Annotated in this window: 12 protein-coding genes; 1 reads left to right on the forward strand and 11 read right to left on the reverse strand. The window is 69.1% G+C overall.

Annotation, left to right across the window (positions count from 1 at the left end; all coding sequences use genetic code 11):
- Nucleotides 1–252: 252 nt before the first annotated feature.
- The 9 genes from aldA to ACYVLP_RS12410 all read right to left on the reverse strand — a co-directional run bounded on the left by aldA (nt 253) and on the right by ACYVLP_RS12410 (nt 11,693).
- Nucleotides 253–1,695 carry an aldehyde dehydrogenase gene (aldA, locus tag ACYVLP_RS12370; RefSeq protein WP_460627647.1) on the reverse strand — a complete coding sequence of 481 codons (1,443 nt, stop codon included), beginning with the start codon at nt 1,693–1,695 and terminating at the stop codon, nt 253–255.
- 33 nt (nt 1,696–1,728) lie between these two features.
- Nucleotides 1,729–2,553 (reverse strand): amidohydrolase family protein, encoded by an 825-nt coding sequence (locus tag ACYVLP_RS12375; RefSeq protein WP_460627648.1) that lies wholly within the window; start codon nt 2,551–2,553, stop codon nt 1,729–1,731.
- A 126-nt stretch (nt 2,554–2,679) separates the two neighbouring features.
- A complete protein-coding gene (locus tag ACYVLP_RS12380) occupies nt 2,680–3,834 on the reverse strand; it encodes an amidohydrolase family protein (protein WP_460627649.1) in 1,155 nt (384 codons plus the stop codon).
- A 69-nt stretch (nt 3,835–3,903) separates the two neighbouring features.
- Nucleotides 3,904–5,406, reverse strand: coding sequence for an FAD-dependent tricarballylate dehydrogenase TcuA (tcuA, locus tag ACYVLP_RS12385; protein WP_460627650.1), 1,503 nt, complete (start codon nt 5,404–5,406; stop codon nt 3,904–3,906).
- A gap of 60 nt (nt 5,407–5,466) precedes the next feature.
- A complete protein-coding gene (locus ACYVLP_RS12390) occupies nt 5,467–6,918 on the reverse strand; it encodes an aldehyde dehydrogenase family protein (protein WP_460627651.1) in 1,452 nt (483 codons plus the stop codon).
- Nucleotides 6,911–8,269, reverse strand: coding sequence for an MmgE/PrpD family protein (locus ACYVLP_RS12395; RefSeq protein ID WP_460627652.1), 1,359 nt, complete (start codon nt 8,267–8,269; stop codon nt 6,911–6,913). The genes ACYVLP_RS12390 and ACYVLP_RS12395 overlap by 8 nt, the downstream gene beginning before the upstream one ends.
- Before the next feature lie 14 nt (nt 8,270–8,283).
- A complete protein-coding gene (locus ACYVLP_RS12400; RefSeq protein ID WP_460627653.1) occupies nt 8,284–9,891 on the reverse strand; it encodes a thiamine pyrophosphate-binding protein in 1,608 nt (535 codons plus the stop codon).
- Between the two features lie 75 nt (nt 9,892–9,966).
- Nucleotides 9,967–10,854: a 2-hydroxy-3-oxopropionate reductase gene (locus ACYVLP_RS12405; RefSeq protein ID WP_460627654.1), complete on the reverse strand. Its 888-nt coding sequence runs from the start codon at nt 10,852–10,854 to the stop codon at nt 9,967–9,969.
- The gene (locus ACYVLP_RS12410) at nt 10,851–11,693 is read right to left on the reverse strand and encodes a hydroxypyruvate isomerase family protein (protein ID WP_460627655.1); all 843 of its coding nucleotides are present in this window, start codon (nt 11,691–11,693) and stop codon (nt 10,851–10,853) included. Before ACYVLP_RS12410 ends, ACYVLP_RS12405 begins: the two co-directional genes overlap by 4 nt.
- 268 nt (nt 11,694–11,961) lie before the next feature.
- On the opposite strand from ACYVLP_RS12410, the gene ACYVLP_RS12415 reads away from it, so the two are divergent.
- A complete protein-coding gene (locus tag ACYVLP_RS12415; protein ID WP_460627656.1) occupies nt 11,962–12,600 on the forward strand; it encodes a nitroreductase family protein in 639 nt (212 codons plus the stop codon).
- A gap of 95 nt (nt 12,601–12,695) precedes the next feature.
- On the opposite strand, the gene ACYVLP_RS12420 is transcribed toward ACYVLP_RS12415, so the two are convergent.
- Nucleotides 12,696–13,058: a Rieske (2Fe-2S) protein gene (locus ACYVLP_RS12420; protein ID WP_460627657.1), complete on the reverse strand. Its 363-nt coding sequence runs from the start codon at nt 13,056–13,058 to the stop codon at nt 12,696–12,698.
- Nucleotides 13,055–14,161 carry an amidohydrolase family protein gene (locus ACYVLP_RS12425; RefSeq protein WP_460627658.1) on the reverse strand — a complete coding sequence of 369 codons (1,107 nt, stop codon included), beginning with the start codon at nt 14,159–14,161 and terminating at the stop codon, nt 13,055–13,057. Before ACYVLP_RS12425 ends, ACYVLP_RS12420 begins: the two co-directional genes overlap by 4 nt.
- Nucleotides 14,162–14,164: the final 3 nt, after the last annotated feature.

The raw sequence follows: 14,164 nt of genomic DNA on the forward strand, positions 1-14,164 counted from the left end.
GGGGAGCTCCATCCTCAGGGTCACACCGTCTTTGGTATGGTTGGGTATACGACTGCATACCTTCAACTCGTCGAACATACGCGCACGACGGACAGGGACGCAATAGCTGGTCGAACCCTGCTTCGCAACGATTTGGCGCTGCGATCGGCAGGGACCGAGCGCCGGTCATCAGGCCGCGCCAGTTGCCTCGTCAGCATGCGGCTGCCGAGGCGCGAGGGCTGCCTTGGTGAGCGGGTGCGCGGCGTCACGAGGTCACCCGTAGCGGTGGTACGCGGTCTTCACGTGGGTGTACTTGAGGATGCCCCACTTGCCGTCCTCGCCTCCGATGCCCGACTCCTTCAGCCCGGCATGGTGGGCATGGACGGACTCGCCCAGGGTGCGGTTGACGTAGATCTCCCCGAACTGGAGCTCGTCCACGGTCCGCATGACCGACGAGTAGTCCGTGCTGAACACGTACGCCGACAGCCCGTAGCGGGAGTCGTTCGCGACGGTCAACGCATCCTCGAGAGTGTCGATCGGCACGATGGGCGTGACCGGACCGAAGGTCTCCTCGCGAAGGATCGCGGCGTCGCGCGGGACATCGGTCAGCACCGTCGGCGCGAACCAGTACCCCGCGTCGTATGCCGCCCCCTCTGGCTGGCCTCCCCCGGTGCGGAGCGAGGCGCCCTCCTTGACGGCCCGCTCCACTGCCGTCGACGTCTTGGTCACCTGCGCCGCACTGGCCATGGGGCCCATGTCGACGGTGCCGCTCGGGTTGCCGACGACCAGTGCCTCCGCGGCCGCGACGTATCTTTCGACGAACGGCTCGACGAGGTCACGATGGACCAGCACCCGCTCTGCGGACGTGCACACCTGCCCCGAGTTGGTATGCCGTGCCCGGAGGATCGCCGGCACGGCGACGTCGAGGTCGGCATCCCGCAGGACGATGGCCGGTGCCTTGCCGCCGAGCTCGAGGGCAACCCGGGTCAGGTTGTCCGCGGCACTGCGCATCACGGCCTTGCCGGTGTCTCGGTGGCCGGTGAAGGACACCATCGCGATTCCGGGGTTCGCCACCAGCTCGGCCCCCACCGCCGGTCCCCCGCTGACCAGGTTGACGGTCCCCGCCGGGAGGTCGAGGTGCTCGTCGACGAGCCGGACGAGCTCCAGCGCCGTGAGCGGCGTGACCTCGCTCGGTTTGACGACGACCGTGTTGCCCGTGAGCAGGGCGGGTGCGAGCTTGCGGCAGAGCACCGCGAGCGGGAAGTTCCACGGACAGATCGCGGCCACGACTCCGAGCGGCACGCGAAGCAGATGGATGACCTCGCCGGGCGAGTCACCGGCCAGGATGTCGCCGGACAGGATCCGGTCCCATCGGGCGTTGTACCGCAGGAACTCGACCGCGAAGCCGACCTCGGCCAGCGCCTCGGGCAGCGGCTTGCCCACCTCCGTGACCAGCAACCGCGCGAACCGGTCGGTGTCGGCCTCGATCAGGTCGGCCAGCCGACGCAAGGCGTCGCCGCGCTCGACGATCGGCACCCGGGCCCACGCTTGCTGGGCGGCGACGGCTGCCGTGACCGCGGCACCGACATCCGTCGACGTCGCGGCGGCCACCGTGCCGATCACCGACTCGTCGGCGGGGTTCAGGACATCCAGCGTGCCGTCGTCGGCGGCGCCACGCCAGGTGCCGGCGACGTACAGGTTGGCGACATCACTCATGGCAAATCTCCCGGCCGCGCAGCTCTGCGCGTTCTAGAGCGGGGCCGGGCTCCAGCCCAGCCATCTGGTCAGAGCGGTACCGAGCACGAGGTCGAGCTCGTCCTCGGAGAGGTCCGCGAGCGCCGCGCGAATCATCGCGATGGCCTCGCTGTAGGTGCAGGGCTGCCGACTCAGGTCGGTGCCGAAGAAGCATCGCTCCGGTCCGAAGGCCTCGACGACCCGGCGAGCCGGGTCGTACATGTCTGCGAAGGGTGCGCCTTGTCGCGAGAACAGCGGCAGGCTCGAGAGCTTCACCGACACGTTGGGCAGGTCCGCCAGAGCGATGACGCGCTCGAGCTGCTCGTCGTTGGGCACGTCGACTTCCCGGTCCGGCGGCGCCATGGCGAGGTGGTCGATCGCGATCGAGACGCCCGGATGGGCCCGGGCACCGGCAGCGATCACGTCCAGCTTGGACCCGGGCCCGAACGCCATGACGGGCAGACCCGCTTTCTCGACCTCGGTCCACAGTGTGTCCAGCTCGCCACTGTCCACCCACGTGGCGTACGGCTCCTGACGGCATGGAAGCCGCAGCCCCCACATGCCCTCGTCGCGCCATCCGGCGAGTCGGTCCCCGAGGCCCTCCAAGGAGTCGATGAGCCCCATGACGACGAACCGGTCCGGGTGCTCCCTGGCCGCGTCGATCGAGGCCTGGTTGCCCTCCGGGTCCCAGCTGGTCGGTACCAGGGCCGCACCGGCGACCCCGGCCTCACGCATCAGCGGGAGCATCACGCCTGCGTCGAACGGCCCTTCCCGGTGCGCAGTCATGCCGGGCAGCACGGTGCGCCAGGCGTGCAACTGCGAGTCGACGATCAATCCCACGAAAACCTCCGCTCAGAAGTGGACGCTGACCTCGCCGTCGTCCACCGACACCTCATAGCTGCGAATACTGATCTTCGGGAACGTCAGGCACCGCCCCGTCGGCCCTCCCGACCACATGCCCTTCGTTCACCGCGACGCAGCCTCACGCGACAGCGACAGCCGCCGGCACTGGGCGTCCATGTTGAACATCCGCAGCGCGTTCCCGCCGAAGATCTTGGCCTTGGCCTCGTCCGAGAACGGCATCTGGTGGATCTTGTTCGGGTGGTCGAAGTCGTGGTGCGGCCAGTCGGATGCGAACACCGTCTGGTCCTCGCCGTCGTAGAGATTCATCAGTCGGACCATGTCCACCAGGGACTGCGGCTCCTCGATGGGCTGGGTCGCGTAGAAGAAGTTCCGGATGTACTCGCTCGGCGGCTTGGTCAGGGACGACAGCTCGTCCCGACCCTGACGGTAGGCCCGGTCCATCCGCATCATCACGAACGGCACCCAACCGACGCCGGCCTCCGTGAAGCAGATGCGAAGGTTGGGAAAGCGCTCCTGGACCCCGGTGCTCACGATGTGCACGGTGTTGGCCATCATCGAGAACGTATGCGAGGTCGTATGCCGCCCGAACCCACTGGTGAAGCCGTGGGTGTTGAACGGGTACGTCGGGTGCACGATGCCCACGCTGTGCAGCAGGACCGCGAAGTCCGCCGCTTCGGCCGCCCGGAAGATCGGGTCGTACTTGCGGTCGCCCCAGAGGGGGTCGACGGCAGCGCCGGGCAGGTAGACCCCCGCCACGCCCGGGTGCTTGGCGTACTTCTCGATCTGCGCGGCGGCGTCGTCCGGGGCCTGCGGTGACGCCACGATGCAGCCGACGAGACCCTCCTCGGGCCGGCACCACGTCTCGACGAGCCACGCGTTGTAGGCGCGGGCCAGCGCAGCGGCATACTCCTCGTCGGTGATCGTGGCCAGCTTCAGCATGCTGTCGGGGAACAGGATGCCGATGTCGACGTTGATCCGGCTGAGCTCCTCGCGCATCGCCTCGGGTGTCAGCACCACCCGCAGCGCCTCGTGGCTCGAGGGCCACACCGGCCCGAAGCTCGAGCCGCTCGCACCCGGCGAGAACGCCGGGACGTCGAGATACCCGATCTCCAGGTACTTCTGCGCGTTCGCGGCAATGGCCTCCAGGGACACCCGCCACGGCATGTCGATGTAGGGAATGAGGTCGTAAGGCATCTCGTGCACATGCACGTCACAGTCGACGACGACGAAGTCATCGAGAGTTGCTCGCTTGGCCATCACCAGGTCCTTTCCGCTGGGCACATTTCATGCTGCTGAGCTCAGGTCGCCGTCATCTCGGCGCCGGCGTCACGCCACGCCGGTGGCCCGGTCGCCGGCCGAGCTCCCGGCGAGGCGTCCGAGGACGGTCCCGTTGGAGAGGCCGGACCCGCCCGGGTAGTTGAAGTAGAAGAGTCCGCCGACCATCTCACCCGCCGCGAAGAGGCCGGGAATGCGTGCGCCTGCGTCGTTGAGGACGTGCGCCTCGTTGTCGATGCGCAGCCCGCCGAAGGTGAAGGTGATCCCGCACGTCACGGCATACGCCTCGAACGGCGGCTCGTCGATCGTCAGTGCCCAGTTGCTCTTGTTCGGGTGCAGTCCGACCGTGCCGTGCCCGTCGAGGATGTTCGGGTTGTACTCGCCGTCGTCCATGCGGACAGCGCCGTTGTACTCAGCGACGGTCTTGATGAAAGCCGTCTCGTCGATGCCGACCATCCGGGCCGCGAGCTCGGAGATGCTGTCGGCGCGCACCTTGGACACCTGACGGATGCGGTACTCGTCGCGCAGCCGGTCCAGGACCTTGGCATCGAAGACCTGCCAGGCCACCTGCCCCGGCTGGGCGAGGATCTCCCGGCCGTACTTCGCGTAGGTGTAGTTGCGGAAGTCGGCGCCCTCGTCGACGAACCGCTTGCCGTCTCGGTTCACGATGATCCCGAGGGGGTAGCTGTGCTTCTGGAAGGAGTCGCCGATCTGCAGGACGCCGTATTCCGGGGCGTTGTAGTCCCAGGCCACCGCGTGGCACCCCGACCAGTGGCCGGCAGGGCTGGCGCCCACCGCCAGGCCCATCTCGATCCCGTCGCCGGTGTCGTACCGGGTGCCGCGGACCTTGGCCAGGTCCCAGCCGGGGCCCAGGTAGCGCGCCCGCCAGGCGGCGTTCGACTGGAAGCCACCCGCGGCAAGCACCACCGAGGTGCACTCGATGTCCTCGACCCGTCGACGGCCGTCGGGGTCCTGACGCTCGACCCGAACCCCCACCACTCCGCTCGAGTCGACCATCAGCTCGCGGGCGCGTGCCCCGTACAACGTGGCGACGCCGTTGTCGCGACAGGCACGCTCGAGATACGACACGAGGCCGCGCCCGCCGCCGCTGACCTCGAGGGTGAGCCCGCCCCAGAAGGTGAACCGGTTGTCGACCTCGTAGGCCTGACGCCCGAAGATCGGCAGGAACCTCACGCCCTTGGACTTGAGCCACCGCACGGCGGGCTGGCTTCCCGTCACCAGGACCTCGGCGAGGTCGGGGTCGCATCGGTTCTCGGTCACGCGCGAGAGGTCGTCGTAGAACTGCGACTCCGGATACGACCCGAAGTCAGTCCGGGCCAGGGTCGCGTCGTCGATGTCCGAGACGATCTCCAGCAAGTCCTGCACCCCGTCGTAGGCGAAGCGCATCGCCCCGGCCGTGAAGCCGGTATTGCCACCTCGCTCATCGAACGGGGCCCGTTCGAGCAGGAGCACCCGCTCGGCCCGCTCCGCGGCGGCGAGCGCCGCACTCATCCCGGCGTTTCCGCCCCCCACAACGACGACGTCGTACCTCACGAGCACAATGGTATACGTTCGTATGCAATGGTGCAACGGTCGCAGGTCAGTCCCGTCGGATCACGGCATCGGACTCGTCGGGAGCCACGACACCAGCCGCTGCTCGCTCATCTCACGCACGGCGTAGCGCGGTCCCTCGGTCCCGTGACCGCTGTCCTTCACACCGGCATACGGCATGAGGTCGAGGCGACTGCTCGACGTCTCGTTGATGTGCACCGAGCCCATCCGCAGGGCCTGCGCGGCGAACATCGCCTCGTTGAGGCTCTCGGTGAAGACGCCCGCGGCAAGCCCGAACGGCGTGTCGTTGACCTCCTCGACCGCATCGCTCAGGGCGTCGAAACCGCGCAGCACGACCACCGGCCCGAAGATCTCCTCGCGCATCACGCGGGAGCCGCTCGGGACGTCGGCGACGACCGTGGGCTCGAGCACGTTCCCGGCGCGCCCGCCGCCGTAGGCGAGCCGTGCGCCGTCCGCCACCGCCTCCTCGACGATGCCGCAGACCCGGTCGGCCTCGGCCGGTGCGATCAGCGGGCCCACGAACGTGTCGTCGCTGCTGGGATCTCCCGCGACCTTGCCGCCGAGAGTCTTGGCGAGTCGCTCGGCCACGTCGTCGAGGACACGCTGCTCGACGTAGAGCCGCTGGATCGACGTGCAGACCTGGCCGGCCTTGCGGAAGCCCGCGTTGACACACAGCTCGACGGCCCGGCCAAGATCGGCGGAGGCCGTGATCAGCGTGCTGGACAGGCTCCCCAGCTCCAGCTGGGTGGGCCGAAGACCGACCGAGGACTGCAGGGTCCGGCCGACCTCCGTGCTCCCGGTGAACGCGTAGTAGGCCAGTCGCTCGTCGCGCGCGAGCCAGGTCCCCACTGTGGAGCCGCCGCCGTAGACGACCGAGACCAGGCCTGCCGGCAACCCGACCTCGAGGAGGAGCCGGACCAGTGCGTCGGCGCTCTGGGGCGTCTGGGTCGCAGGCTTGAGCAGGACGGCGTTGCCCGCCGCCAGCGCGGGACCGACCTTGTGCGTCACGGTGTTCAGCGGGGAGTTGAACGGCGTGATCGCGCACACGACGCCCCGCGGGTGGTACGTCGTGAAAGCGACCCGGTTCTCCTGGCCACGCACGCCGCTGACGGGGACGACCTCGCCGACCAGTCGTCTGGCCTCCTCCGCGCACAGCTGCAGGGTGTCGGCGGCCCGAGACACCTCCCGGCGAGCATCGGTGATCGTAAAACCCGTGTCCGCGACGACCAGCCGGGCGAACGCCTCAGACCGCTCGCGCAGTGTTACGGAGGCCGCAGTGAGCACCTCGGACCGGTCGGCGACCGGCCATACCGTCGTCGCCTGGGCGCGCACCAACGAGCCGACAGCCGCCTCGACCTGGTCCGACGACACCTGGGACACCTCGGCGGCCGGCGCGCCGGTGAACTTGTCGTCGATCGTGACCGTCGTTCCCTGGCCGACTCGGAACTCCCCGTCGAGGAAGGGGTCGATCCGGACAATGCCTGCGTCAGTCATCGTGTGCCTCCGTGCCAAGCGGGATCATGCTGAGGTGCTCGAGGTCGGCAAGCCCGGTGAGCGCCTCGTGCAGCTGTGCCGCCGCCTCCACGCCGACCACTGGGACGACCATGCCGTCGAACTTGGTCCGACGCTCCGCGGCCGAGAGCGGGCTGTCAGGGTCGCCCCGGCGCGTCGAGCGCTCGGCCTGCCAGGTCCTGCCGTCGTCGTCGACGACGACGAGGCGGGCCTGCCGACGGCCGGGGAACGTGGCATTCATCCGGTCGTCCGCGGTAAGCAGGGTGGACTCCGCGAACCGCCGCAGCGCGGGGTCGCTCAAGTGGCTCGCGTCGAAAGCGTCCATGCCGACCGCGCCCAGGGTCAGCGCCGCACCCACGCAGTAGCCGATGCTGAACTTGGCCTCCCCGGCGGTCTCGGCGGAGGTCCCGCCCGCGACGTCGATCGCGACCTGGTACGTGCCCACCTCGACCGACCGGACGCGTCGGGGATCCAGTCCCTCGGCGCGCAGGTCCAGCGCGGCGTCGACCGCGGCGAACGTATGTCCGCAGCACGCGTGCGGCTTGACGGTCACCTGCGAGACAGCCGGCGGCCGGTCGGTGAGGTCCACGACCGCGGACCAGTCCGGGGCGTCGGACATCGCGACGCCGAACCCGATGTCCCCGTCGAGCACCTCAGGTGTGCCTCGGTACCCCTCGGAGGCGAGGCTCGCGGCCAGCACCCCGGCCTCGGCGGCGTGTCCGGCGTGCAGGGGCTTGCTCATCGAGCCTGAGCGGAACGCCTGCTGAAGCCCGGCCGCCATGGACGTCGCCACGGCGAGGGCGTGCGCCAGCCGCTCCTCGTCCAGCCCGAGCAACAGTCCGGCAGCCGCAGCGGCCCCCATCGTGCCGACCGTTCCCGTCGTGTGCCAGTAGCGGTAGTGGGCCGGGTTCACCGTCTCGGCGATCCGGCATCCCACTTCGTAGCCACCGGCAACAGCTGCGAGCAGGTCGTCTCCGGTGGCGTCCAGCCCCTCGGCGACGGCGAAGGCTGCCGCTACGGTCGGCGAACCCGGGTGGTACAGGCCCTCGCGGTAGATGTCGTCCATCTCCGCCTCGTGCGAGAACAGCCCGTTGAGCAGTGCGGCCGTGCGGACCGATGCGGGCCGCCCGTCGGGAACCAGCCTGGCTCGGCCGGGCTCGTCGAGGAACGGGGCCCGCGACGCGATCTGCGAGGCTTCCATGCGCCGGCCCGCGACGGTGGCGCCGAACCAGTCCACGACGGCGTCGCGGGCAGGAGCCCTTGCCTCCGGCGCCTCGGCAGCGACGCGGGCCAGGTGAGCGAGCCGCCTGGTGGCGGTCTGGGTCGACGACACGAGTCCTCCGTGGATCAGAACTGCGAGGTGTACTGAGCCGGGTCGATGCGAGCCTCGACCACCAGGGGGCGGTCCAGGGAGCCGACGTCGGCGAGGACCCGGTCGAGCTGCTCGACCGTCTCGACTCGAACGCCGTGGCAGTCGTAGGCCTCGGCGACCTTGGCCACCGCGGTGTCCGGCACGCGGGTGCCGACGCTCGGATATCCGAGGGCCGTCTGCTTGATCTCGATGCGGTTCAGGCTCTGGTCGGCCAGCACCACCACGACGATGCCGAGACCGCGGTCCGCCGCAAGACGCAGCTCGGACGCCGACATGGCGAACCCGCCGTCCCCGATCATGGACACCACCGGGGACTCCGGCCGGCTCATCTTCGCCGCCACCGCGGCCGGGAGGCCGAAACCCATCGAGGACAGGCCGTTGGTCATGAGGACGCGTCGCGGTTGTGTCGCCCGCCAGCCTTGTCCCACGAGGAGCTTGTGCGAGCCGACGTCGGTGGAGACCACGGCGTCCGCGGCAGTGCTCTGCTGGACTGAGTCGATGACGTCCGTCGGGTTGAGGGCACCGGACACGCGACCCGCGTAGTAGGCGTCGGTGAGTCCGGCACGGTATGCCGCGAGCTCGGCCGGGGTCCAGCGCGCCTCGCCATGAAAGGAGTCGGCGAGCCAGCCGACGACGGCTGCGACGTCCCCGACCACCTCATGCGCGCTGACGTAGATCTGGTCGGTGTTCTCCACAGCGTCGATGTGCAGCACTGGCGCGGTCACTCGCCACGGCTTGATCAGCTCGACCGCGTCGAAGCCTGCGGCCACGACGAGGTCCGACTCGGCCACGAGCTGCCACACCGTCGCGTTGCAGGCCATGTCGAGGATGCCGGCGAACCACTCGGAGTCCTCCGGGACCACACCCTTGGCCATCGGGCTCACGACCACGGGCATGCCGACCACGTCGGCCAGGCGCAGCAGCTCGGTCGTCGCGCCGCTTCGGACGGCCCCGATGCCGGCGAGCAGCAGCGGGCGGCGGGCGGCATGCAGTGCCGCGACCGGGTCGGAGTCACGCGTCGAGGAGACCACCCGAGGGATCGGGCGGGAGGGGCGCATGGGCGGAGGCGTCGGGTCGAAATCATCGACCTCGGTGGTGAACACGTCGCTCGCGACACTGAGGTGCACCGCCCCGGGACGCTCGGCCACGGCGGTGCGCAGGGCCTTGCGCATGGTCACCTCGACGGCCTTGGCCTCGACGCGACCGGCCCACTTCGTCACGGCGCCGAACATCCGCTCGTGGTCGACGACCTGGTGGGTGAAGGTCGCCTGTCGACTGGTCTCGATCTGGCCCGAGAAGGCGAGGACGGGGACGCGGTCGAGGTTGGCCGCCGCGACTCCGTTGACCAGAGCCGTCGAGCCCGGGCCCAGCGTCGACAGACACACGCCGAGATCGCCTGTCAGCATGGCCTGCGCCTCGGCCATGAAAGCGGCGTTGGCCTCTCTGGTCGCCGAGATGACGTCGAGCCCGGCCTCACGGCAGCGCTCGACGAACTCGATCGTCGGGTCCCCCGGATACCCGAAGACGGTCTTCACCCCGACCTTCGCCAGCATGGTCGCCAGCGCGCCAGCCACGTTCGTCACAACCCGACCCTTCGTCGCGCCAACGGAACACCGAGGAGCGTATCGCGGCATACAAAGGTATGCAATGGGCCTCGATCAGTCAGACCCCGGCTCGAAGGAGAGCTCCCTGGCCAGCTTCAGCAACGCGGAATGGTCGAGCTGTCCGTCGCCGCGCGCGACGAGGGCGGCGACGAGCTGGGCCACCGCAGCCCCGAGCGGGATCACCACACCCGCCTCGCGTGCGGCCTGCGTGACGATGCCGAGATCCTTGTGGTGCAGAGCCAACCGAAAGCCCGGCCTGAAGTCGCCGGCCAACATCGCTGGGGACTTGCGGGTCAGCACGGTGCTACCGGCAAGCCCACCGCCGAGCACCCTGACCGCCGCCTCGCGGTCGACGCCCGATGCCTCGAGGAAGACCAACGCTTCGGCCAGGAGCTGGAGATGACCAGCCACTATCAGCTGGTTGGCGGCCTTGACGGTCTGGCCCGCGCCGTGCGGGCCGACGTGCACGATCGTGGAGCCCAATGCCGCGAACACCGGCGCAGCCGCCTGGACGTCGGCCTCGGCGCCTCCCACCATGATCGACAGGTTGCCCTCCACGGCTCCGGCCTCTCCTCCGCTGACGGGTGCGTCCAGCGTCAGGACACCGACCGCGGCGCCGGCCGCCGCAATCTCCCGCGACACGTCGGGGCGGATCGTGCTCATGTCGATGAGTAGTTGGCCTGGGCGGGAGTGGGCCAGCACTCCGTCGCTGCCGAGGACCACCTCGCGGACGTCCGGCGAGTCGGGCAGCATCGTGATGACGACATCGGACCCCTTGACCGCGTCTCCGATCCCGGTCCCGCCCCGACCGCCCCGGGCGATGAGGGCGTCCACCTTGGCGCGGCTTCGGTTGAAGCCGACAACGTCGAAGCCCGCCGCAACCAGGTTGGAGGCCATCGGCCCGCCCATGATGCCCAGCCCGATGAAGCCGATGGTCGTCATGCGTCGCTCTCCGTCCGAGTGGACGCTCCGGCGTTCGAGCCGCGCTCTGCGGGCGGCAACCAGGCGAAGGGGTCCTGGCGTGGCGTCGGGAGGTACTCGAGGCCGACGCAGCCCTCGTAGCCACCACGCTCCAGGTCGACGATCCACTCTCGTAGCGGCAAGTGGCCGGTGCCCGGGGCCCCACGACCGGGTGAGTCCGCGATCTGGACGTGGGCGATGAGGTCGCGGTGGTCGTCGATGGCCCGAGCGACATCCTCGCCGTTGACGGCCAGGTGGTAGAGATCGGCCAGCAGGCCGATGTTCTCGACCCCGCCGGCCTTGAGGCGGTCCAGAACGCCGCGCGCATCGGCGGCCTTGGTCAGCGGATAGCGCTCGGCACCGCTGAGCGGCTCGACGAGGACCGTCGAACCGAGGCGGGCTACAGCTCGCGCCGCCAGGGTGAGGTTCTCCTGCGCCAGCTCGTCCTGCTCACCCGGTGCGATGCCTTCGAGCCGGTTGCCGTACAGGGCATTGAACACTCGGATGTCCAGCTGTTTGCCGAGCTCGACCGACAGCTCGACATTCTCCCGGAACTCCTGCTCCCTTCCGGGCCACGATACGACGCCCCGGTCGCCACCAGGCATGTCGCCGGCGAAGAAGTTCAGACCGACCAGCTGCACGTCGGCCTCCAACACGGCATCGACGAAGGCGTCCACGTCGGCGGAGGCGGGCACCGCCACAGGGAACGGCCACCAGAACTCGATGCCGTCGAACCCGGCGGCCCGCGCCGCTGCCGGACGATCCAGCACAGGCAGATCGGTGAAGAGGATCGAACAGTTGACGAGATAGCGAGCTGTCATGCCCCGCCCTTTCGGAGATGAGATCCGACGCGAGCTTTGCGCCCGCTCGGTCGTGGCGCGTGGGTCACTCCGACGCAGATCCGAGTCCCATGCGAGCGAACCGGTCGTCCGATCGCGGCGCACAGGACAGGGTTCCTGACGCTGTATACGATCGCATACCATGATGCTAGGCGCACCAGCATGCCCTCGGCAACACGCACGCTGCCCCGCGGGATGACCGGCCTACAGCAACCGAGGGCCACAGAAGCCACAGAACAGGAGCGTGACCATGGAGCAGCTGTCCGCCGACGAGGTGCTCACGACGACCCGAGCGGTCCGGCGCCGCCTGGACCTGACCAGGGCGGTCCCCCAGACACTCGTCGAGGAGTGCGTCGAGGTCGCCATGCAGGCGCCCAGCGGCTCGAGCCGGCAGGACTACGGCTTCGTGTGTGTCTCGGACCCGGCCGTGCGCAAGTGCCTGGCCGACCTCTACAAGCGCAGCCTGGTCAACGCCGTCAAGACCCTGGTCGACTACGAGCCGGATGACATCCGTCGGCCGGCCCAGGACAGGCTCCAGTCAGCCGGCGAGTATCTGCGCGACCACCTCGCCGAGGTCCCCTGGCTCGTTGTCGCGACCATCCGGCGCAAGCGCACCGCGAACGCCGACAGCCGCGAGCTGGCGAGTCTGTACGGGTCGGTGATGCCCGCGTTCTGGAGCTTCATGCTTGCCGCGCAGGCCCGGGGGCTGGGCACCTGTTTCACCACGCGGCACCTCACCTACGAGCGGGAGACCGCCGAGCTGCTGGGGATACCGTTCGAGGACGTGACCCAGGTTGGTATGACGCCGGTCGCCTACTTCACCGGTTCCGGCTTCAAGCCCGCGTCCCGCATCCCGGTCGAGGAGATCTTCCACCACGACCGCTGGTGACCCCGACGGACGCCGGGGTGGCGCCACGCACGAACGTGGCCGTCGACTCACCCTCGCGAGTCGACGACCACGTCGTCGGGGACGACGGCACTCCTTCAGAAGTGGACGCTGACCTCGCCGTCGTCCACCGACACCTCATAGCTGCGAATACTGATCTCCGGGAACGTCAGACACCGCCCCGTCGGCACGTGGTACTCGATCCCATGCCACGGACACGCGATGATCTCCTTGTCGAACGCCCACTCGATCGCCCAGTCGTTCTCCACCCGCGACTGCGTCGTCCCCGTCACCTTCTTGACCTCACACAACGGCCCTGTCTGATGCGGACACAGGTTCGGCAACGCATGCAACGTGCCCTTGACGTTGAACACCCCGATCCGGCGACGACCCACCGTCACGACCCGGTGACTGCCCTCGGGGAACTCCTCCAGCCTCCCGACCACATGCCCCTCGTTCACCGCGACGCAGCCTCACGTGACAGCGACAGCCGGTGCCCGCGCTCGTCGATGTTGAACAGCCGCAGCGCGTTCCCGCCGACGATCTTGGCCTTGGCCTCGTCCGAGAACGGCAGAGCGAGGATCTGCTCGGCGGAGTCATAGCCGTCCTGCGGCCACCCAGAAGCGAAGACCATCGCGTTCTCGCCCTCGAACAGGTCGACCATCGTGACGAAGTCATCGGGGTTGGGTGCATCTTCGAGCGGGAAGGACCCGTAGAAGTAGCCCTTGAGATACTGGCTCGGTCGCTCGGCCAGGAAAGGCACCTCTCGGCGCTTCTCGAGGTAGACCTTGTCCAGGCGCAGGCTCAGGAACGGCATCCAGGTGACCCCGGCCCCCAGGACGCCCACCCGCAGGTCGGGGAAGCGCGCCGGCACCCCGGTGGTGATCATGTCGATGAGATTGACCATCATCGAGAACGGGTCGGACGTGGTGAACCTGGCAAGGCTCGTGTCGAACCCGTGGGTGTTGAACGGGAACACCGGGTGCATGACCTCGACGCTGTTCAGCAGCACCGGCAGGCCGGCCGACTCGGCGGCCCGCAGGATCGGGTCGTACTTGCGGTGGCCCCAGAGCGGGTCGACAGCGGCGCCGGGCAGGTAGACCCCCACCACGCCCGGGTGACTCGCATACTTCTCGATCTGGGCCGCCGAGTCCGCCGGAGCGTGCGCGGAGGCGACCACGCACCCGAGCAGGCCCTGCTCCGGGCGCAGCCAGGTCTCCGTGAGCCACGCGTTGTACGCCCTCGCCACGGCCGAAGCGAACTCGGCATGGGCGACCATCGACAGCTTCTGCAGACTGGTCGGGCACAGGACCGCGAGGTCGACGCCGCGCTCCGTGACGCTCGCTTTGAGCTCCTCTGGGGTCGCCGTGGTCGCCTCGCCGGGCAGACCTGGCGGCCACAGCTCGGCGCCGATTCCCGCTGTCTTGGCGTTGTCCGCAATGGACTGGAGTGCCGGCCGCCAGGCCTCGTCGCAGTACGGCAGGAGATCCAGCGGACCTTCCTGCACGTGAACGCTGGCGTCCACGATCAGATGCTCGCCGAGGCGTGCATGGTTGGCATCCATTCC

It is taken from the genome of Intrasporangium mesophilum (genome assembly GCF_054783095.1).